21 protein-coding genes are annotated in these 19,200 nt (G+C 38.7%); 4 read left to right on the forward strand and 17 right to left on the reverse strand.

Annotated features, from left to right (window positions below):
- Positions 1-23 precede the first annotated feature (23 nt).
- The 6 genes from ACSQ6I_RS27510 to ACSQ6I_RS27535 all read right to left on the reverse strand — a co-directional run bounded on the left by ACSQ6I_RS27510 (position 24) and on the right by ACSQ6I_RS27535 (position 4,462).
- Positions 24-812, reverse strand: coding sequence for a hypothetical protein (locus ACSQ6I_RS27510; RefSeq protein WP_438893332.1), 789 nt, complete (start codon positions 810-812; stop codon positions 24-26).
- Entirely contained in the window at positions 813-1,034 is a 222-nt protein-coding gene (locus ACSQ6I_RS27515) for a hypothetical protein (protein WP_438893333.1), read from the reverse strand.
- A gap of 8 nt (positions 1,035-1,042) precedes the next feature.
- Positions 1,043-1,441, reverse strand: a complete 399-nt coding sequence (locus tag ACSQ6I_RS27520; RefSeq protein WP_438893334.1) for a site-specific integrase — start codon at positions 1,439-1,441, stop codon at positions 1,043-1,045.
- 21 nt (positions 1,442-1,462) lie between these two features.
- Positions 1,463-1,783 (reverse strand): hypothetical protein, encoded by a 321-nt coding sequence (locus tag ACSQ6I_RS27525; RefSeq protein ID WP_438893335.1) that lies wholly within the window; start codon positions 1,781-1,783, stop codon positions 1,463-1,465.
- 138 nt (positions 1,784-1,921) lie between these two features.
- On the reverse strand, positions 1,922-4,165 hold the full coding sequence (gene recD2 / locus ACSQ6I_RS27530; RefSeq protein WP_438893336.1) for an SF1B family DNA helicase RecD2: 2,244 nt from the start codon (positions 4,163-4,165) through the stop codon (positions 1,922-1,924).
- A 39-nt stretch (positions 4,166-4,204) separates the two neighbouring features.
- Positions 4,205-4,462 (reverse strand): hypothetical protein, encoded by a 258-nt coding sequence (locus tag ACSQ6I_RS27535; RefSeq protein WP_438893337.1) that lies wholly within the window; start codon positions 4,460-4,462, stop codon positions 4,205-4,207.
- A 171-nt stretch (positions 4,463-4,633) separates the two neighbouring features.
- Here ACSQ6I_RS27535 and ACSQ6I_RS27540 point away from each other — a divergent pair, with 171 nt between their 5' ends.
- The 3 genes from ACSQ6I_RS27540 to ACSQ6I_RS27550 all read left to right on the forward strand — a co-directional run bounded on the left by ACSQ6I_RS27540 (position 4,634) and on the right by ACSQ6I_RS27550 (position 6,249).
- Positions 4,634-5,341 (forward strand): hypothetical protein, encoded by a 708-nt coding sequence (locus tag ACSQ6I_RS27540; RefSeq protein ID WP_438893338.1) that lies wholly within the window; start codon positions 4,634-4,636, stop codon positions 5,339-5,341.
- Positions 5,342-5,729: 388 nt separating this feature from the next.
- Entirely contained in the window at positions 5,730-5,867 is a 138-nt protein-coding gene (locus ACSQ6I_RS27545; RefSeq protein WP_438893339.1) for a YHYH domain-containing protein, read from the forward strand.
- Between the two features lie 73 nt (positions 5,868-5,940).
- Entirely contained in the window at positions 5,941-6,249 is a 309-nt protein-coding gene (locus ACSQ6I_RS27550) for a hypothetical protein (RefSeq protein ID WP_438893340.1), read from the forward strand.
- 7 nt (positions 6,250-6,256) lie between these two features.
- On the opposite strand, the gene ACSQ6I_RS27555 is transcribed toward ACSQ6I_RS27550, so the two are convergent.
- From ACSQ6I_RS27555 to ACSQ6I_RS27575, 5 genes are all read right to left on the reverse strand, one after another.
- Positions 6,257-6,811: a GIY-YIG nuclease family protein gene (locus ACSQ6I_RS27555; RefSeq protein ID WP_438893341.1), complete on the reverse strand. Its 555-nt coding sequence runs from the start codon at positions 6,809-6,811 to the stop codon at positions 6,257-6,259.
- 45 nt (positions 6,812-6,856) lie between these two features.
- Positions 6,857-7,204 carry a hypothetical protein gene (locus ACSQ6I_RS27560; RefSeq protein ID WP_438893342.1) on the reverse strand — a complete coding sequence of 116 codons (348 nt, stop codon included), beginning with the start codon at positions 7,202-7,204 and terminating at the stop codon, positions 6,857-6,859.
- Positions 7,205-7,207: 3 nt separating this feature from the next.
- A complete protein-coding gene (locus ACSQ6I_RS27565; RefSeq protein WP_438893343.1) occupies positions 7,208-7,555 on the reverse strand; it encodes a hypothetical protein in 348 nt (115 codons plus the stop codon).
- Positions 7,552-7,878: a DUF5674 family protein gene (locus ACSQ6I_RS27570; RefSeq protein ID WP_438893344.1), complete on the reverse strand. Its 327-nt coding sequence runs from the start codon at positions 7,876-7,878 to the stop codon at positions 7,552-7,554. The genes ACSQ6I_RS27565 and ACSQ6I_RS27570 overlap by 4 nt, the downstream gene beginning before the upstream one ends.
- Positions 7,879-8,067: 189 nt before the next feature.
- Positions 8,068-8,310 (reverse strand): helix-turn-helix domain-containing protein, encoded by a 243-nt coding sequence (locus ACSQ6I_RS27575; protein WP_015217595.1) that lies wholly within the window; start codon positions 8,308-8,310, stop codon positions 8,068-8,070.
- 218 nt (positions 8,311-8,528) lie between these two features.
- Between ACSQ6I_RS27575 and ACSQ6I_RS27580 the strand changes: the two genes are divergently transcribed.
- Positions 8,529-9,953 (forward strand): hypothetical protein, encoded by a 1,425-nt coding sequence (locus ACSQ6I_RS27580; RefSeq protein ID WP_438893345.1) that lies wholly within the window; start codon positions 8,529-8,531, stop codon positions 9,951-9,953.
- 36 nt (positions 9,954-9,989) lie between these two features.
- On the opposite strand, the gene ACSQ6I_RS27585 is transcribed toward ACSQ6I_RS27580, so the two are convergent.
- The 6 genes from ACSQ6I_RS27585 to ACSQ6I_RS27610 all read right to left on the reverse strand — a co-directional run bounded on the left by ACSQ6I_RS27585 (position 9,990) and on the right by ACSQ6I_RS27610 (position 19,089).
- Positions 9,990-10,706 (reverse strand): hypothetical protein, encoded by a 717-nt coding sequence (locus tag ACSQ6I_RS27585; RefSeq protein WP_438893346.1) that lies wholly within the window; start codon positions 10,704-10,706, stop codon positions 9,990-9,992.
- Between the two features lie 56 nt (positions 10,707-10,762).
- Entirely contained in the window at positions 10,763-12,397 is a 1,635-nt protein-coding gene (locus ACSQ6I_RS27590; protein WP_438893347.1) for a hypothetical protein, read from the reverse strand.
- Positions 12,398-12,467: 70 nt separating this feature from the next.
- Complete coding sequence (locus tag ACSQ6I_RS27595; RefSeq protein ID WP_438893348.1) at positions 12,468-13,193, reverse strand: hypothetical protein; 726 nt, start codon at positions 13,191-13,193, stop codon at positions 12,468-12,470.
- A 225-nt stretch (positions 13,194-13,418) separates the two neighbouring features.
- The gene (locus tag ACSQ6I_RS27600) at positions 13,419-14,534 is read right to left on the reverse strand and encodes a hypothetical protein (protein WP_438893349.1); all 1,116 of its coding nucleotides are present in this window, start codon (positions 14,532-14,534) and stop codon (positions 13,419-13,421) included.
- A gap of 75 nt (positions 14,535-14,609) precedes the next feature.
- On the reverse strand, positions 14,610-15,410 hold the full coding sequence (locus tag ACSQ6I_RS27605) for a hypothetical protein (RefSeq protein WP_438893350.1): 801 nt from the start codon (positions 15,408-15,410) through the stop codon (positions 14,610-14,612).
- A gap of 442 nt (positions 15,411-15,852) precedes the next feature.
- Positions 15,853-19,089, reverse strand: coding sequence for a hypothetical protein (locus tag ACSQ6I_RS27610; protein ID WP_438893351.1), 3,237 nt, complete (start codon positions 19,087-19,089; stop codon positions 15,853-15,855).
- Positions 19,090-19,200: the final 111 nt, after the last annotated feature.

A 19,200-nucleotide genomic window follows, 5' to 3' on the forward strand; every position in this document is an offset into this window, starting at 1 on the left:
TTATCCAAAGCGATCGCTTATCCCTAAGCTAACAATTTTATCCAATTAATACTAATGAAAATCAACGCTATTTGTAGTGTGAGATAGTTTGTAAATAATTTTTGCCATTCCTCAGTGTCCATATCTAATGTAACCAAATCTCTATTTATTAAAATTACATTCTTAGAGTAGCATAAAACCATCAATGCCCTGTATCTAATTTCAGTCATCTGCGGCGATAAAAATAACTCTGTGGCTTCTTTAGCTATTTTCTCATGTAGTAACCAATCTGATTTTAAATTATTAACAAAACTATTGAATTTCTCTAGTAATCCCATAATTTCGCCGACATCAGCATTTTTATTGTTAATAACTTTACCAATTTGTGGTATCAAGTTTTCAACAATAAACTCAATGTTATTGGTAAGACAATTATCAGCATGAACTAATAAACCTTGATAACTTTTAACATTTTTAGTCTGGACTTTCAATTTATCATAATCTTTGAAAATTACAGCCATATTAGTTTTTACATACTTCCACATACTAATATTAAGTTTTTGAAGTCGTTGCTTTTTGGCTTTAGATGCAAAAGCTTCAATATCTTCCTGACTGTATTTTCCTATTCTTAGTTCACAAGTGCTAATTTCTGGTACTGCTTTATGATGTACAAAACTGGCTTTGATTTCCCTACCATCTCGTAAATGTGATTTACGCAAGAATACAGGTTCATTGCAAATGGGGCATTTCAAGAAACCATAATAATCTTGATAATCAGCCTTAGATGCCTCTATGAGTTCCCCACCGATTTTAGTTAAAAGTGCGTATTGCATTTAGATTCCCAAGTCTTCAAAATAGGCTTTAATATGTTTATCCAAATCTTGAAATGCAGCTTCCATAGTAGGATAACTGCTTTTGCCATGATAAACAGTTCCACCTAAATCATAAGCTCTGACAAAGGAATCAATATATTCACTATCTCCAATTTCTATCCAACCTTGTTCTTCTACAAACCGATTAAGATAAGGATATTGCTCTTCAAAATTATTTGGCATTTTGGTAATTACTCACTAACAGCATCAAGAAAGTCCTGTTTACCTTCTTTGAGAGTATCTTTAACCTCAGTTTCTATATCAGGACTAATTTTATTAGTTTCAACCATGTACAAGAAAAACTTTTTGAAAGAAGTCATGTAAGATTTAGTGCTACTTTCAGATGCCCACATTGCTTTACGGGGGAAATAATCTAATAGAAAAGAAGAAACATCTTGCTCATCTGCTTCATCAAGTTGTTGTAACGGTTCATAATAAACAAGATATTCGGCAAAAAACTCAATATTGGTAATGTGGTTTTTTATCGTTTTAGTTGAAAGATTAGCTTTCTCTAACCATACTTTAAATCCCTCCATAACTGGTTGATTATACTTTTCGATTTTGGCTACTTCTTTGTCAAATTCACTCATAATTTACTGTGATTTAGATAATTAAGCACGATTGGCTAACAATGTAGAACTATCACCATAATGAAATTTAATTTTTCCTTCCAGTTCATTTTCGTCTTTCAATTTTAACCAACCACTACCAGAAGCTTCATCATTTTCGTCATTACCATCCCAAGTAAATTCTAATTTTTGACCGTTACCATCTTTAACAATATCACCATCAATATATCCAGTAACTAAGCCAAATTGAAACTCGCCATTTCCTTGTTTATCAATTTCGATATAAGCTTGGACTTCCATATTGAAGTATTCTTCATCCCAATTCGACATTTCATAAATATGCCAAGTTCCAGTAAATTGCATGATTTTATATTCCTGATTCAAATAATATTGATAACGAATGCCAAAACATTTAGAAAAAAGGCTTATAAAGAATTGTATTACATCTATGTGTAGTTAGAAAACAGTTCTTGCTTATCCCCGAATGCAGATATTTAGTATTTAGCAAGGTTCATGAAATGATACCAACCTTTGTTGTAACTGTGTATATCGTCGCATATCATTAGTAGAACGCACAGCCAACGATATAGCTTTTTTTGCCCCAATCACAATTGCTAACTTTTTAGCACGAGTTAAACCTGTATAAAGTAGATTACGACTAAGCATCATGTAATGTTGCATATACAAAGGTAAAATCACCACCGGATATTCAGAACCTTGGGATTTATGTATAGAAACACTCCAAGCTAAAGTAATTTCATTGAGGTCGGCATAATCATAAACTACAGAACGTTCGCCATACTGCACATTTATTTCTTGTTCAACAGTGTCAATATCCGTGATAATTCCCAAATCACCGTTAAAAACCTCCCGTTGATAATCGTTAGTCTGCTGAATCACCCTATCACCTACCCGCAATGTTATTCCACCCCTATTAATCTCTACCTTATCGGGACTTTTAGGATTAATTAATTCCTGCAATACCGTATTCAGATTACGAGTACCCACTAATCCCCTTGACATCGGACAAAGCACTTGTACATCCGTAGCGGGGTTAAATCCTAATTTTGGGATCAAGTCTGTAATTAATTCACAAATCGTCTGTACCCCGTGTTCTGCTTCAAATCCCCCACTATGCCACAAACAATCAGAGACAGGAGAATTATTAATTGCTTCAATTGTAGGATACTGCCCCCGATTAATTTGATGAGCAGCAGTAATAATTGCACTCTGTTGAGCCTGACGAAATACCTGAGTTAGTCGCATTACTGGCACTCTGCCAGAATTAATCAAATCAGCAAGGATACTACCTGGTCCCACTGACGGTAACTGGTCAATATCTCCTACCAATAAAAGTTGTGCGCCGGCGGAAACTGCTTTGACTAAGGCGTATGCTAAAAATAAATCTAACATACTGGCTTCATCAACAATAATTGCTGTCTGAGGTAACGGATTATCGTTGTCAGATTTAAAACCCCTTGTCCTGGGGTCAAATTCCAATAAACGATGTATGGTTTTTGCTTCTAAACCAGTCATTTCCGCCAAACGTTGTGCTGCCCTTCCCGTTGGTGCAGCTAACGCAATGGATTTACCCATCGCCTTCCATAAACTAACTATGGTATGGGTAGTGAACGTTTTACCAACTCCTGGACCCCCTGTAAGAATCATGATCGGGGAATAAGCAGCCATTTCTACAGATTCCTGTTGCTGTTGGGAAAGTTCAATTTTTTGAGTTTGTGTAAATCTTTCTAGCCAAGCACGAACACGGGGAATGTCAGTAGTAACAGGCTGACTCAGACGTTGATTTATCAATTCTGCTAGATTTTGTTCAGTATGAAAATAAGTAGGCTTGTAGCAAAGTAATGTATCACCATCCTTTTCTCTGATTAACTCATCTTTCAACATCATGTCTGTGATAGTTTGAGTCATTGCCTGTTCTGTGGGCTGATGAGATTCAGTAGTCAGCAGTTTAATTACTGACTCAATTAGTTCTGGCTGTGGTAAGTAACAATGACCATCTTCGGCGGCTTCACTTAAAGCATGAACAAGTCCAGCACAATATCTAAACTGGGAATCAGCAGGAACTCCTAAATTACGGGCTATTTTGTCAGCAGTGAGAAACCCGATACCATAGATATCAGTCGCTAGTTGGTAGGGGTTGTTGGTGACAATAGCGATCGCTTTATCCCCATACTGTTTATAAATCTTGACTGCATAGATAGTAGAAACGCCATGTCCTTGCAAAAACACCATCACTTCTTTAATAGCTTTTTGGGTTTCCCAGGCGTTTTTTATCAACTTGATTCGTTTTTTGGCTATGCCATTCACTTCAATTAAACGGTCAATCTGATTTTCAATGATTTCTAGGGTTTCTACTCCAAAATGGGCAACAATCCTTTTTGCTGTCACTGGACCAACACCTTTAATTAATCCACTGCCCAAATACTTTTCAATACCCGTAAGTGTAGCTGGTTTGGTTTCTTTATAGTTGATAACTTGGAATTGGGGTCCATATTGGGGATGTTCACGCCAAAAACCCGTTAGTTGTAGTGTCTGCCCTGGCTGAATATTGGCAAAGCTGCCGACAATGGTTGTTAAATCTTTGATACTGGATCGAGTTAAGCGTGCCACTGTGTAGCCAGACTCACCCGAGTAAAAAGTGAGCCGTTCTACTACTCCCGTAATAGTTTCTTGGGGAACAGAAGCATTAATTTGTTGTGGAGCAGAGTTTGGTAAAGTGGACATTGTTCGCTCAATATATGCTAAGTGCAGCAGTGATAAAGTTTACTCATTGATTGTTAATTCATCCCATATTTGGTTAACTTTGGCGTTAATGGCATCCATTGTGATGGATTCACCTTCATTATTCAGACGTTGACAGGCTTCATAGAACAAAATCATTTGCTCGACCTGTGCGCCCTCTGTTCTACCTTGACGCTCGGCTATCCGTGACAAAATTGCTCTGATTTCCCTATCAAGTTTGTAATTAACACGGTCGGTTAATCGGTTTCTTCTTGGTCTTCCCACAATAGCTATTGTCATATTTACGCCTTTATTAAAGCAAAATACATCAGCTATTTTTTATTCTACAGTTTTTTATGTATTTTATCTGTACAAAAAACATAAAATTAGAGATAATAGTTATAACAAAGGCGATCGCAACTTCTTGGCGGGAGAGCGATCGCCTTATACCTCATATTCAAAGGTAATTTCATGATGACACAAATAGAGAAAACCAACGAAGACCAAAGTTACTGCACCCGTTCTAGCGATGGTGTTAGTGGCATGAGTGTAGTATCTTTATCTAAATTTTGCGGGGTAGAACAACATACTATTACCCAAATATTGAACCGTCTTAGGGATTCTGACCCCATCACGAATGAGCTTCAAAATTCTCTAAAACCCTTTGCTGGTAGTGACTGGAGACTCATCACGAATGACCCTTCTGGCAGGGTTTTCATTATTGACGAAGTTTGTCATACAGTCCTGGAATATTACGCACTGGAGGCAAGGAAGTATAAAGGCAAACAAATAGCAATTACTAATTATCGCATGATTGCCAAAGCTGGGTTAAGGGTCTTTATCTGGTCACAAACTGGGTATGCCCCCATTAATCCAAGCTCTCAGGGAATAATCAGCAAAGAAGATTTATCAAAAATGATCACCGCAGTCTTAGAAAAATCCCTGACTCCCATCACCCAACAACTCAGTGAGATTCAAGAGCAGTTGCAATTAGTCCCCGGTGTCAAACCTAAACGTCCCTGGACATTACCTGCATCTACACCAGCGGAACAAGTACCACCAGATTATGTACAGTTAGAAGACGGTTCTTGGCTTTCTCCTGAAGGTTATGAGTCAATTTTGCGACAAAGCAGACGTTCCCTGCCTTGGGACTTGCGACGACTTGATGATTTTAACTAACTATTTGGGCAGTTGTGGTGACTGCCTTATAATTTATTCTTGCAGGAAATTTTTATAGTACATAATAACTAAAAAATTCTTAGAGGAAACTCCTAAACAATAATCGCTACAAACCAAAAAGGGTAAATTGCACGCTAAGGCTGAAATGCAGATATAACAAGGGTTCCCAAACCATCTTGCAGGAAATTCCACATATCTCGACTTGGGTATTGCATTCAATAACAGTTAGCAAAGCGATCGCCCAATGACCCTGTAATTTTTATAGGAAAAGTTTATTCCAGATAAGGATATAGAATTTTGTTGTTTTTAAAGTTTTGGTGTTCTTTGTGTTTAACACTTTTATTGATGTTATTGTGCAGTAGTTACATTTATTTACACAGTATTAAAGATGAAAAAGTTAATAGTATTGCCGTTGGCAGCGATAGTGTTCTTATCAGCAATCAGTCCAGCATTTGCCCATTCTGGCAGAACTAATCGAGCAGGATGTCATCATGATTCCAGAACCGGTGGGTATCACTGTCATTAATTTATTATCATGTTAATTTCAGGGAGTTTCTGATTTTGGGAATCCCCTGATTTTGATTGTTTACAATGTTTTCATGACTCAATCAATTTATTCTCCTTTGTACCTGCAAATTTACCACCGCCAAGGCACTAGCTGGTCTTTTTATCCAGGCAAGGTGTTTTATAATGCTCATGAATTCCCCACAGATTTAGATTCAACTTTGCAAAGGAATGGATTAACCAAAGCCAAGGTATTGATTGAATTATTTAGAGTCACCGGTGGTAAAAACGGTTATTATATTGCAAATATTCGAGATAAACAATATTACTATTGTGGTTCTGATTGGGTAGATGTCAAAGCTAAGTTGCGTCAGTTGGGTATCGGTAGAGATGACCCCAATTAATTATTTTTCAAAAACTTCCGAATGGTTGACCCCATAAATCCCACATTTCTTTGTTGAAAGGCGATCGCCACCGTTGAATTAATGCCTGTTCCAAATCTTGACGTGCTTTCCTCTCAGTTGGGGCATCCCACCAAAAAGCAATATTCACTGCTGTTTTCATATCATAACGGTGATGTAACTCTTGGTAACTGGTAATATAATTTTTACAATCGTGTGTACCCTTCCATCTTTTATTACTGTGTTTTGTTTCACCAATGTATAACAATAATTCACTAGCAGAATCAATGATAAAATACAGGGCTGCTTGACCGTAATAATCCGGCATCCGATAAAACGCCATTGATTGTAATTGTAGTTTAAACGGATCAATAGTATCAGGTTTACAATATGATGGTGTTAACTCAAATAGCGATGTTTGTTGTGGTGGTTCACTGTTTCTAATACTTTTTTGATAGTTAAATACCCGTGATTTCCACTGTTGTAAAAATTCAGCATCCATCACTGGTTTTGTGGTTCTTAATGTTTTATATTCGGTGTTTCCAAATAAACTAAGTTGTTCCATTCTGCTACTGTCGAAATTTTCTTAGAGGAAAATCTAAAAACTAGGCTATTCACCCAAATAATCTACCACAGCTTCTAGGTCTAACATTGCCTGATTGAATCTATTTAACATTGCTTCTGCCACTTCTAGTTCAGCATTAGCATTAATTTTTGCTAGTTTTTCTCTCATCACATTGTCCAGGGCTTCTACCCACAATGCTAAATTGGTATGTTGGGCTGCTTTTAATAACCCCATATTGGTAAGCACTGCTAAATGAAAGCCAAGCTGATCTTGTCCACCGTAACCCATGTATCCGTTACTCAATTCTAGTTTTTGGGGCGTAAACTCTACATATTGGTCAAAAGTAATTCCACTGGGTTCTAATTTTGGTTGTGGTAATGGTGGTTGAGTCATAATTTATGCACCTAATAATTGTGATATTTGTAATATTCTGTTATTCCAATTCCCTAATTCCTGAGTAAATTGATTTTCGCTTTCTGTGTGACTCCAGGCTTCTGCATTAAACAACCAGCGTGTTAAAAATCTTCCTAAATTAGCCAACTCAAAAGCATGGTCAAATTCTATATCAGGGGCTATCCATTCTATAAAATACATTGTCTCTCTAATCAAAGCTTTGACCACTTCATTATTAGCAGAGTCTTGTGATAATGCTTGAATCTGTTTTAAGTGATTATTTAAATTATTTAACCTGATCGCAACATCATCCTTGATAAATGTGGCTTGTAAAGTAGTGAACTTAGTCATCCCAGGAACTCCATAATAATTGCAGCAACTTGTTTTCTAATTTTAGCGTCCTGAATTTCCATTGAACGGTTTTGTCTTGGACGTAGATTCACCATAGATTCATAAATTATTTGTTTGTTCTCTGGTCTAAAACTAGCTGCCCAGATATCCTGTTGTAGACTACCATCTTCTAATAGTGCTTGTTCACAGTAAAAGTGCATTTCACCACCACCAGCTAAAACCCGACGTTCAAGGTCTACGGCTACCTTTATATAAAACTTTAACTCTTGTAACATCTGTTCAATTTGCTCTGGTGTGGCACGACCACGAATAATCTCTATCAATTAAATTTACTCCTGTATCATTACCTTAATTTATTGAAGTTTTGGCATAAAAAATAGAATAGTTATAGCAGTTATTGAAATGGTAAAATTTCAGAATAATATCAAAAATAAGATGACATAAGAAAAGAGAAACTATCGCCAATATCATTAGAAATTCTTAAAGGATACTTGGCGAAAGAGAAAATCAACTTAGTCAGGAACGTATTCAATTAAGTCCAATGGGCTGATAGTTTCATCAATTTTAGATAATTCGTTGATACCCAGACAGATGAGTTCCCATCTGCTACCTCCAATTTCTGGCACAATCTCAGCTTTTCGTAGCGCAGATACTGCATTAGCACTGATACCCAAGTAGTTAGCCAGGTCTTTACCCTTGACTCGGTGTCTAGCCATAATCTCGTTCAATTTCCAGCGAATCAAAGTTTTAATCATAAACTCAACATCTTAACTTTACTATTTCCTGTCAGGTATAAATAATTAAAAGCTTGGCTTATAATTATTTGTAATTTTATTGTATTAATACAACCATTTTTTGTAAAAGTTAAGCTATAGCTTGTATAATATAGTTATGCAAAACAAAGGCGATCGCCTTCCGTCCAAAGATCGCGATCGCCTTTTAAAAACCAGACCTAACATTTGAGGTCAAGATTATGATGACACAAGATCAAGGTTTTAGGGTAGCTCTAGCTGATATCCAAGCAAATGCACAGCAAGAATTAGAGCAATACATTGATAAACAAGCTGATACCATTGCCCCATTTACGCTCAATTACAGCTTTGATTACAACCAATTTGCAGAAACCGCACTGCAAAACAAAGCCAAAACCACCCTAGCTAACTTTATCGGCTTTGTCCGTCAGACTTTTGATGGATTATTAGCTAGTGGTAAAGCGTTACAGGATTTGTACTACGAATGCCTTGCTTTTTGCCCAAACGGTAAACAAGTTTTTCACACTTGGCTTGAAAGTAACGATTTTGGCGCATCTCGCTATATTGCCTCCTCAGCCATGAAAATTTCCGCTTGGTTTGACCAACTACCAGAGCGAATCCAACGCTTGGTACGAGAAAAAGTCCAAAATTGGAGCGTTGCAGCCCTGAGCCAATTGACTAAAGTAGCTCATCACCTCGTTAAAGAACTTGTAGATTCTGGCAAGAAGACAGCAGCAGCGAAAACTGCAACCAGTGCCAAAAAAACTAATTCCACCGTTGTTGCTACTGCCAGTAACGAAAAAATAGATGCACCAGAGTTGGCTCCTGGTATGCGGATAGTTGTTGTGGTTAATGGAGATTGGAAGGGTTACAAAGGCATTATTACCGCTAAATGGGAGGCAAATGGCAATGAATCTTGGTGGGTGCTATTAGACCATGTGGTTGCCCAGGGGTCTTTCACCAAAACATTGTTTAAACCAGAACAAATTCAAGCGGAACAGCCAGCAAATCAGATTCGTGGTAGAAGCAGTTTGCAAGAGACTTTCACTGCACAACAGGTAGAACAAAAGATTGCTGAGGCTTTAGCAGAACGAGAAAGAGAACAAGCAGAAGCCGAACTGAGGAAATTTACTGAAATTCGTGATACTGCTCTTCAAGCTGCCGCAGTTGAGTTAAAAGCTGCTCAGGAACACTCGCAAAAAATGGCGCAAGACAAGGAGAAATTAATTGGGCAGTTAATTGAAAAAGACAGACAGTTAGCCAGAGTGCAGAATCTCTCTATTAAAAACCAGCAATTAGAACAACGGATAGCTCAATTAGAGAAAGCATTAGAACAAGCAGGTCAAAACAGTTGGCAGAACACATTTTCTAGACAAGCAGCAACGGTAGTTAATTCAGAGTTAGAAGCCACAATTGCGCCATTGATGTCAGAGGTCGAGCGATTAAATGAAGTGGTTTTAAGTAGAGAACAAGAAGTTGCACAACTCAAAGCTGTTAACCACAAGCAACAAGCTGAATTAACGAATATTGTCAATTTGATTACCAATACAAACGAAATAAATTTCAACCAAGCAGAGATTGTCGAGCAATTTGTACAATTAAAAACTTTGCTTCAGGAGATGAAAATCAATGAAGTTATCACTTAAGTAATATTCTCTGGATGTTGTATATAGCCATTAAAGTTAACAACCAGGAATAAGCTTTTGGCAATAGCGTTGATTAATCGCTATTTTACCTAACTCCGAAATTACTCCTAGTGGCACATCAACAGATTTAGCTGCTTCAGAAATAGTAACTTTATTAGTGCGTAACAAAGCTAAAAGTTGTCGGACTTTAGGAACAACAGGGTCATTGGTGGTGGCATAACCACGCTTAATGGCAGTTTTTAGCCCAGTTTCAATATCATCAACTGTAATTTGGCGATTTTCATCTATTAATAATTTTTGCTGTCCAGGAATTGCATTGGCAATTTGAATACCGACATACCCAGATTTTCCCCGCTGGGGAATAATATCAAAATTGTAGAGTCGCTTTTGTCCTCCTTCATCTACAGTTTGGACAAGTAAATTAGTGATAGCAGTAGTGGTAGCTTGAGGAAACTTCAGAGGTTTGATTACCCTCAAAAAAATGGTTGTAGCTTGTCCGCTTTTTAAATCTGTATCTGTGGTGTAGACCAGCCGTGAAGGATCTGCTACCAAAATATAAGCGATCGCTTCATCAGTTTGATTAAAGCTGATAGGTGTAGCACGTCCTGGAGTAACTTGAACCTGAATTCTCGTTTTTGCAGCTATATCTCTGTCAATGAAGCGATAGGCAGGAGTTTGTGCTTGAACAATAGGTGCTGTCACATCGAATATTAATGTGTTAGTGGCAATGACGTAAGCAAAAAATGGTTTCATACCAATTTTAGATTTTGGATTAAAAAATTTGATTTATACCAAATTGCTATCATCCTTCAATGTTCAATTTTCAAGAAATTATTGACAACAACTGAAACTTCAGTACCTTCTCTTAGAAATTGAATCTGAGGACGTTGCCGCAATTCTTGCACTGCTTGGTCAGACCGTCTCGACAGACGTTCGCTAACTGGACTGAAAAATCCTTCCAACGCAGCCGCCCAAATTTGCGGGTCAGCGGTGCTAGAAACAGTACTTTGATTAAAACTACCACCAGAAACAACAGTGCTAGATTGAGTCCCGGGTTGATTGACGATGCTACCTACTTTTCCCAAACTACTGAGTAATCCCACCAATAAATCTTGTTGAGCAATTTCTGACCCCACATCATTGAGCTTTTGAGCAATCAATGGGCGCTTGTTTCCACCCCGAATTAATAGCGTATTAGCTGGTATCGTTTCCTGTTTAACTGTACCTTGGGAATTAGGATAAACCAATGCGATCGCACTAGCAGACACTAAATTATTTCTTTTACCTACGGCTATAGTTTTAGCAACAACAACAGTACCAGCCGGAAGTGCCTCTGTACCATCTGTAGCTTTGAGAGATTCGGTTAACTCCACAGCAAAGCGGTCATTAGGATTATTACCACCCTCGTCCCATATCATTGGCATAATTACTTTACCCCGCACAGATGTACCCAGTGCTACATCCTTATTGCTGCCTACATTGGAATTGACTAAATCTACAGGAGTACGATTGAGGATACCCATCATACCTGGAGTTAATTCAGTTTGACTATCAACACTTTTAGAACCAACTAAAACTGTTTGCAGTTCAGTCTCTTGAAGAGGAGGTGTAGTGGGTTTTAAAGTTTTGAGAGGTTGATTACTTGCTGTTGATGCTATCGGTTTTTCCTGAGTTGACAGAGTTGAGTTACTAATTTGTGACTGTCCGAGACTAGCTAATTGGTTCCATTGCTGTAAAGGATCAACATCATTTTCAGCTTGTTGTACTGGTCGTTGAATTGTTCGTGGAACTGTATAACTCACAGGCGAATTTACAGAAGCTGGGGAAGAATACCGCGTCACTCTGGGTGCAGGTTCAGCAACTCTAACAGCACGCGGTGCAACAGTCTGCCGTACTGCACGAACTTGTGGTGATGGTTGTGGTTTAGCTGGTGATGCTGGACTGGGAGATATAGTAGGAACTGGTTTGACGTTGATTTGTTGTTGTTGGTCTTGAAACGCCAATCGGCTTTTGAGTTCAGCAGATTCATCTAAAACTGGTTCACTACGGGTACTACGGGTACTGCTGGGAGAAGGATCATTCGTTTTCGCCGCTTGTTTAGCAGGAGGTTTCGGTTGCAGAAGTCCAAACCAGAGCGTTGAACCAGAGGCAATAACCACTCCCACCAAAGTGACGACTGATACTAGGCGGACACCAGGTTTTTCTGCTAATGGTCGCTCTACTGCTGCTTCTTGATCTTGTTTCAAGCGATATTCTTGAGAGATAAGCACAGTTGCAGTAGGGTTATGGCCTGCCAGCTTTTGCTCCTCTTCAGGACTGATATTTTCCTCATCTACAGCGGTGTGGGTAGAACGATGATTACCATTATTAGTATGTGATTCTAAGGAATAATTAGCCGAATTTTCGTAGGAGTCAAATTCGTGGTTTTGATGGGAATTGTCCATGATTTTAGTTTTTTCCTTGATGAAGAGGTCAATTCAGGAGGCAGAAGGGAACCCACGTTTAAGTAATCACTTAACGTCGTTGCTGAGGATTGAACTCAACCATTCTGATAATTTGCAACCCAGACGAGCGCATTTCGTAAATTTTCTGCTCTACCAGTGGAGCATTTTTTCCTAATGGAGAATGGGGAATTTCCACTGCTTGGACGGTAAATGTGCGGTTGAAAGAAATACGCTCATCTCTGCCAGTAGTGCGGTCAACTAAAATGCGGGTAGCAACCATGTCTATTTCCCATTCCCCTAGTCGTACTGCTCTTGGTTCTGAAAGATAGGAAATAATAGTTGTACTGCGAAGCTGTCCTGTGAAAACCCCGGTTGGAACTAATTCAGCAATCTTCGGTAAAGAAGCTTGGGCGAATTTTGGTTCTAGCAGCAGGGAAGCAAACCAAGTATTAGTAGGGATACGCCCATTTTTACCAACTTGAATACCTTGATCCGATTGATTAGTACCAGTAAGTTTGTCGTCCCAGTTAAATGTTAGAATTGTCCAGTCATTAACTACCTTTTGAATAACTGCTGCATAGCGCCAGTTGCGCTCTTGCTCAGAAACGTAAATTGTTTCACCGTTTACCAACTGAGCAAAGGTTGTTTTACGTTCAGCAATTTTATTAATTTTGAAAGCAGTGAACAATGTTAATAATAGAATTAGCCCATTAAATGCTGTCAAGCATAAAAAACATAGGGCTAATAAATTTTTCGATTCTGGCAGCAGCGGCGCTTGAATTCGTTTGATTTCCATAGCTAGATTCAGTCAGATTGAATTTCTTATAGCTTGCATGGCGTAGCCATAGTGACCAAGTAATGAAAATACTGTTAATAATTGAACTCAACTCAATTATTGATGTTTTCAATTAAGGGAACTCCAGAAAATAAATTATCCAATTTTACTGTTTCAAAACGAATGTCCCTCCCCCTGCCTTAAACACGATTGGATATTTTTTTAGTTGGAAGTCCCTAATTAGAATCACCCCCTGCGGAGCAAAGCAACGCTAGTTGCTGTACCAATAGCACTACTAAAGATATCAACTAAGCCTTTGACGTTGGCAGAAATACCGTTATAAATCGCCATTCCTCCACCTCCCGCTATCAAGACTGCTAGAATTGGTGCAAAGATACTTAAGAAAAACATGAATGCGACATCAGATGCTAATGCTGCACCTGATTTGACCAAGACAACGGCTGTTAGACCTACTAAAATGTTGTATCCCAGTTGGACACCAAATAGAGAAATAAACCCAGTTAACCATGCCCAAATAGGACGACCTTGCAATGGTAAAAGTGATAAACCAACGGCAATAGGTGCAAATAAAGCAGTTAGTAATAATGCTGCTTCTAAAATGTTGACAAATCCCCATTGCAGGGCATAAAGAATTAAACGAATAATGGGAATAGCTGTATCTCGAAATACACTACCTGGGTCATTGACAAATTGAATAGTAGTACCAATTTGACCAGGCAATGTGCGATTCCAAAGGAATTGAGCAAAATCTTTAAGTGGTTGAAGTGGAGATTCGGCTTTCTCTTCAGCTGCGGTAATAATAGCTTCTGCTTGTTCTCGTTTTGAATCCCAGCATTCAATTAACTCTTCTCCAACTTGTCCCTGACATTCACTGTAAAGATTTTCTAATTGTTGTCTAGCAATACTGCTAATAGTAACATTAGTAATCGCAGCCTTGAATGTTAATTCACTAACTTGAATTTCCAGGATATTTTGTACTTGGCTATAAGCAAAGCCTCGGATAAAAAAAATAGTTTTAGCTAGGAAATTACCATTACCACCAAGAAACATCATAATTACCAGTGGCCAAACAAAGATAGCTGCTAATTCTGACCAAGATTGTTTTTCAATAATTTCTTTACCCGTCGTTAGTGCCACAAACAATATACTAGCGGCTCCCAAGGTGACACCTAAATCAACTAAGCCGTACCATAAAATAGATGAGGGGTCTAGGGTAACTTGCCAAACTAAATTCCAAGATTCAACGGTGGCACGAGATAGTTCTAAAGCACTGGAGACAATATCTAAAGCTTGAGATTCTCCGCCAGTAGCTGGAAGTGATTGAGCAATTAGGTATATCATATTAATTACCAGCTTTGAAAACTAAAAATGACGCAAACTTTTGGCAACAGTAAATGACAGTTTAGAAATTGAAATTCACTTTTCGTCACCCAAAGTTACACCACCAGGCATCATCAGTAACCCAGCTTGTTGAGTCATGGCATTACCAGCAGCTATACTTTTGCGTCGGTCAGCAGTGTTAATAGCTGCTAGTTCTTTAGCAGTTTGAGTAAACAAAGTATTGTTTAAGGCACGGTCAATTCTTGCTTGCTGTGCTTCTTGAAATATTCGTTCATTGATTTGACTATTGAGTGCTGTTTGTTGAGACAAGTTTTGTAAAATTTGCTGGGTAACATCCAAGCTTTGGGACTCTTCTCCTAAATTGACAATTGCTTGAGTGTCTTGTCGATTAGCTTCCTTAATTTGAGCCATTTGAGTTTGTGCTGTATCTCCTAAAGTTGCTTGATTAGCAATTTCAGTAACAACATTTCTAGTAGTATCCTTGCCGATATCCTGTCGAATACCGTAAGAACTTTGACCATTGGTTTTATTTTCCAAGATTTCCGATAATATAGAGCCAGGGCTTTTACTAGCTGAACCTCCCAAAATCTGATTCCACAATTTAGAAATATCGGGAATTTGGAATGCACCAATTGTCGAATTAATCAAATCGGTTATGGGATTGAACAAGTCTTGTTGGACAAAGTTTTTTACATCTCCTAGAAAATCATTAATTTGATTTTCAGTATTCTCTACAAAAATATTGCTACTGTTAACTTGATTGCTGTTTGCTGTATTGTGAGCTTGAGTATTAGCTAAAGCTGGTTTATTGATTGAGCTAATACTCAAAAATAACATCATGCTGATGAATTGAATCGAAAAGAATTTGAATTTCATAATCAAACTTCCTTCAGCTACAATTAAATTTCAAGGATGTGAATTAAAATCTTATTGCTTCATCTTCAAAACAACAGATTCACAACATTTATTTCTCATCGAGGACTTACGCACAAGTAGAGTGAAAACGTAAGAATTTAGGAGTCATCAGGGATTTATCACCACAATTCTCAAAGCCTTATAAAATATAGATTCTGCGTTTCACACTACATCAAAAAAATAATGTGTTAAAAATGCCGGAAACATATTTTGGGTAAGAATTATGGGGAATGCATTCGCGGGACTTGTGAGAAAAGCAGGTCAGAAGTAAAACGATAAGTTGCTGATTATGTAAGCTTACTTCTGGAGTATAAGTACCCAACGATCTCAATCCAAAGTTTAAAATTAGCAAGCTCAAGTTGTGGAGAGCGAAAATTTGAGGCAAGGAAGGAAAACGACTTTTTTAACTAGCAATTAAAGGTCGATTTTCAGCCTGTTCATCAGAGTTAGATTGAGAATGAAATTGATTAGGTTGCACAGTAGATACATCCTGTCCAATATGTTGAAAACCTTTATTTTCCTTTAAAGCTGAAATATACGCATTCGCAAAGGCTCTAAGTCCTAACAGTCTACTTTTAGGGGTATTTGGATACTGTGCCATTACCCGTGTTCTTGCTTCTCGTTCATCTTGGTTATTGGCAACACTGGCCAACATCATTTCCCCTGGGTAAAAGCGAGTCCGCCAAAATCTACCACCTGTTTCTACTAACCAACAGGAATAAAGGTCACTGATGCGTGGTAAAAATGCTTCCGTGGCATTTTGGCTAATGATATGAGCAGGATAACCCAGATAACGTTGAAAAGAAGCAACTCCAGTACTGGTAATGCGTCCAGTAATTCGATAAGTCATGTTTTGCATGATTTGAGCGCCTGTTGAACACTCGCAGATGGTGTCTGGGTCTTGAGATAGGAGCAGTACAGCAATACCTTCTTTACGTCCTGTAGCACAAGTTTCACCTATCACTTGAGCAAAACCATCTTTACGCAACAATACTGAAAGCTCATCACCAATAAACAAACTTTTGGGATGGGATAAAGCGTTACGGATGCAAGCAGTATGAGCATTAATCGCCATCAAGTAAGCATCCTGTTCGTTAGTTAATCCGCTCAGGGCAAAGAATTTAATCGCTGGTTCAGGAGAAAATGTACTCGGACGTGCGATCGCTTTTCCTAACCTCGACGCTAGTAATGCACTCACCTGATTTTGAATTTGGTTCAGTGCCTGTCGGTCAATTTCCTCAAAAGACCTCAAATTCAAACGTTCTCTAGTACAAAACTTGACAAAATCCGGCAACGTGGGGATTTCCTGCCATTCTGGCGATCGCCAACCCATCTCAAAAGCACGGTTATAGCGAGCAATCATATCTGCGTCTTTAAGAAACACATTCAAAGCCTTGACTAGCATTGCATCAACTCTTTGGGACAGGTGGGGATTTTCAACTTTACCCATAGAAATAGCTACCAAAGCCTTACGAATAAAGTCCTTCCAAGATTCCATCCGTCGTTCCCGTTCTGACTTGTCAAACCTACGTAAGTCCGGTGGTTCTAGCAAATTACTACTACCACTAGAAATGTCATAATATGCACCTTGCTCACCCAGTAATTCAATCGCTGTTTTAAAAGTGCTGTTACCACCGGCGGAAATATCCATACCAACTACGGGAATATTGTTCACTAAGGCTTCTTCTGCAAATCGCCAGCCTAAAACACTCTTGCCTGAACCAGAAGTACCTGTAATTAAAGCCCGTCCAATTTGTTGATGAAACAAATCTATGTAAATCGGTTTACCACCACGGCTAGTCAAAAACTCTACACCTTGCTGGTCAATATCTTTAGGAATGGTCAAAGGCATCAATCCCGCAATTGTCTGGGTATCAAGTGTTAATCGGCGCTCACTCAAATTGCCATCATGTAATAAGCGTTTGCAGGTGATAGGTAAAGTTTGTAACCATATTTCCCAAGCAATATTGCGTTCGCGCAGTACCTTGGCGGTTTCAAAACTGTTAGCCAGTAGATTGCAAGCATGAGTTAATTCCTCGGCACTATGACGATATACTAGAAAGACTGGCGCACAATGTAAGGCTTTTGTACCTTCATACAACCGCCGTTGTGCTTCAAAGGATTCTTCTTGTTTGATTTCTGCACCAATATCACGTCCCTGTCCTTTAGTTATCGCTACGGTGCGAGCGGCTTTAGATTGCTTTGCTTGACGGGCTAAATTGTCTTGAATCAAAAAGTCATTGCCACGACTGATTTCCACCCATGCTTCTGTATCATGGACATAACTGGAAGACAGTATTTTCCACACCCACTTGAGTTGTTCTTGGGTATTTGTCCAACCCAGTGGCGGGTCTGTCATGGTCATCACACCGCAGACTTTACCCTTGCCTATGAGATAAACTCGGTCATGATCTGAGCGATGTTCAGGACTTGCAGAGCGCCCTTGTGTACCTTCAATTAGTAAGGTGCAGATATGTTTGTCTGTGGTTACAGTTTCTGTGAGTTGTAGTCCTGTGTCGGTTTCTTCTAGGGTGATAACTTGGGGAATGGCAGGTGCAGCACCTTCGTTAAATCTGTTCCACAACCATTGCCATAAATCTGCTGCACTACAAGGTGTGACTTCTAAGCCTATTTTGGTATTTAGTAACACTTCCCATTGAATAAATCCCTGTTGAAAGCCTTGCAATAATAGCTTTTTAAAGAATGTTTCTTGGTATATGCGTTTATTGCCTGTAATTGATTCTACTACCCAAGTGCCAAGATTGCGGCATTTTTCAATCACAGCACCGACAAAATCTTTTTGCTGGGAATTACCTTGTTGATCACTTGTCCAGGTACAAAAGGCTATTTGCTGCCACTTTTGGCGTGTACCCGCGTTTTTTAATTCTTCTACTCGCAGTTGTTCGTTACGGATTAAAACAGAAATGGGCTTGAGATGACAATCATTTGCCAAAGCATTAAGTTGGGTTTGGCGTTGGGTATCATCACTGTAGCAGCCTGTACAAAAAGTGATGCGTTCTCCAATTGGTAAGTCTTTCATTCCCTCTGCAATGGCATGAGCAAATTCACTAACTTCACTTTCATGTAAGATGTTGTGCAGTCCAGCAATGTGAAAACCAAATACTAGTTGATATTGCGATTTTCCTTGTTCTAATAATAGGGCGGCAACTTGTCGTTCATCCTTTTTGATTTCTGCAATACAGCAGATATTGACTTCATTTTGGAAGGGCATAAATCTACTTTTACCTCCATATTGATTTGGTACAATTAGGGGTTTAAATCTGATGTTTATTTGTGAGTCACCGTAGCGACGACGTACCCAAGGAGGACGGTTTTCTGGTAATGGGGAAATGTAAATATTGTTGCAGTTATACCATTCATTTCCGGGTGGTTTACGCCATCTATCTAGAAATTGATGGGGCTGGTTGCCGGTTAAAATCCACCAACTGACAATGAGCCAGAATGATGTGGCGAAAAACCAACCCATTCCTAAGCTGAGTAACCCATTAGTAATGATATAAGCAACTATGATGATGGCAATCCAAGGGACAAGTTGCTCTGCTGGTATTGGACCAATGCTGGCTTGTTTACCTAAAATCTGATTAACTTTGATAAATTCGTTACGTGGATTATTTTCCATAACTGATGATAATTTTCAATTAACACAGATACAGGTTTCAGGAGGCAGGAGGACGAAGGCAGTTTTGCTGGAGGAACCCACCCTTAAAAGAATGGGATTGAGGTAAGGACA

This window comes from Anabaena sp. WFMT (assembly GCF_051781005.1).
Lineage (GTDB): Bacteria > Cyanobacteriota > Cyanobacteriia > Cyanobacteriales > Nostocaceae > Anabaena.

What these genes read in the sequence shown, in the direction of transcription:
- ACSQ6I_RS27510 (WP_438893332.1), bottom strand. Translation starts at nt 812, where the DNA reads ATGCAATACGCACTTTTAACTAAAATCGGTGGGGAACTCATAGAGGCA.
- ACSQ6I_RS27515 (WP_438893333.1), bottom strand. Translation starts at nt 1,034, where the DNA reads ATGCCAAATAATTTTGAAGAGCAATATCCTTATCTTAATCGGTTTGTA.
- ACSQ6I_RS27520 (WP_438893334.1), bottom strand. Translation starts at nt 1,441, where the DNA reads ATGAGTGAATTTGACAAAGAAGTAGCCAAAATCGAAAAGTATAATCAA.
- ACSQ6I_RS27525 (WP_438893335.1), bottom strand. Translation starts at nt 1,783, where the DNA reads ATGCAATTTACTGGAACTTGGCATATTTATGAAATGTCGAATTGGGAT.
- recD2 (WP_438893336.1), bottom strand. Translation starts at nt 4,165, where the DNA reads ATGTCCACTTTACCAAACTCTGCTCCACAACAAATTAATGCTTCTGTT.
- ACSQ6I_RS27535 (WP_438893337.1), bottom strand. Translation starts at nt 4,462, where the DNA reads ATGACAATAGCTATTGTGGGAAGACCAAGAAGAAACCGATTAACCGAC.
- ACSQ6I_RS27540 (WP_438893338.1), top strand. Translation starts at nt 4,634, where the DNA reads ATGATGACACAAATAGAGAAAACCAACGAAGACCAAAGTTACTGCACC.
- ACSQ6I_RS27545 (WP_438893339.1), top strand. Translation starts at nt 5,730, where the DNA reads ATGAAAAAGTTAATAGTATTGCCGTTGGCAGCGATAGTGTTCTTATCA.
- ACSQ6I_RS27550 (WP_438893340.1), top strand. Translation starts at nt 5,941, where the DNA reads ATGACTCAATCAATTTATTCTCCTTTGTACCTGCAAATTTACCACCGC.
- ACSQ6I_RS27555 (WP_438893341.1), bottom strand. Translation starts at nt 6,811, where the DNA reads ATGGAACAACTTAGTTTATTTGGAAACACCGAATATAAAACATTAAGA.
- ACSQ6I_RS27560 (WP_438893342.1), bottom strand. Translation starts at nt 7,204, where the DNA reads ATGACTCAACCACCATTACCACAACCAAAATTAGAACCCAGTGGAATT.
- ACSQ6I_RS27565 (WP_438893343.1), bottom strand. Translation starts at nt 7,555, where the DNA reads ATGACTAAGTTCACTACTTTACAAGCCACATTTATCAAGGATGATGTT.
- ACSQ6I_RS27575 (WP_015217595.1), bottom strand. Translation starts at nt 8,310, where the DNA reads ATGATTAAAACTTTGATTCGCTGGAAATTGAACGAGATTATGGCTAGA.
- ACSQ6I_RS27580 (WP_438893345.1), top strand. Translation starts at nt 8,529, where the DNA reads ATGATGACACAAGATCAAGGTTTTAGGGTAGCTCTAGCTGATATCCAA.
- ACSQ6I_RS27585 (WP_438893346.1), bottom strand. Translation starts at nt 10,706, where the DNA reads ATGAAACCATTTTTTGCTTACGTCATTGCCACTAACACATTAATATTC.
- ACSQ6I_RS27590 (WP_438893347.1), bottom strand. Translation starts at nt 12,397, where the DNA reads ATGGACAATTCCCATCAAAACCACGAATTTGACTCCTACGAAAATTCG.
- ACSQ6I_RS27595 (WP_438893348.1), bottom strand. Translation starts at nt 13,193, where the DNA reads ATGGAAATCAAACGAATTCAAGCGCCGCTGCTGCCAGAATCGAAAAAT.
- ACSQ6I_RS27600 (WP_438893349.1), bottom strand. Translation starts at nt 14,534, where the DNA reads ATGATATACCTAATTGCTCAATCACTTCCAGCTACTGGCGGAGAATCT.
- ACSQ6I_RS27605 (WP_438893350.1), bottom strand. Translation starts at nt 15,410, where the DNA reads ATGAAATTCAAATTCTTTTCGATTCAATTCATCAGCATGATGTTATTT.
- ACSQ6I_RS27610 (WP_438893351.1), bottom strand. Translation starts at nt 19,089, where the DNA reads ATGGAAAATAATCCACGTAACGAATTTATCAAAGTTAATCAGATTTTA.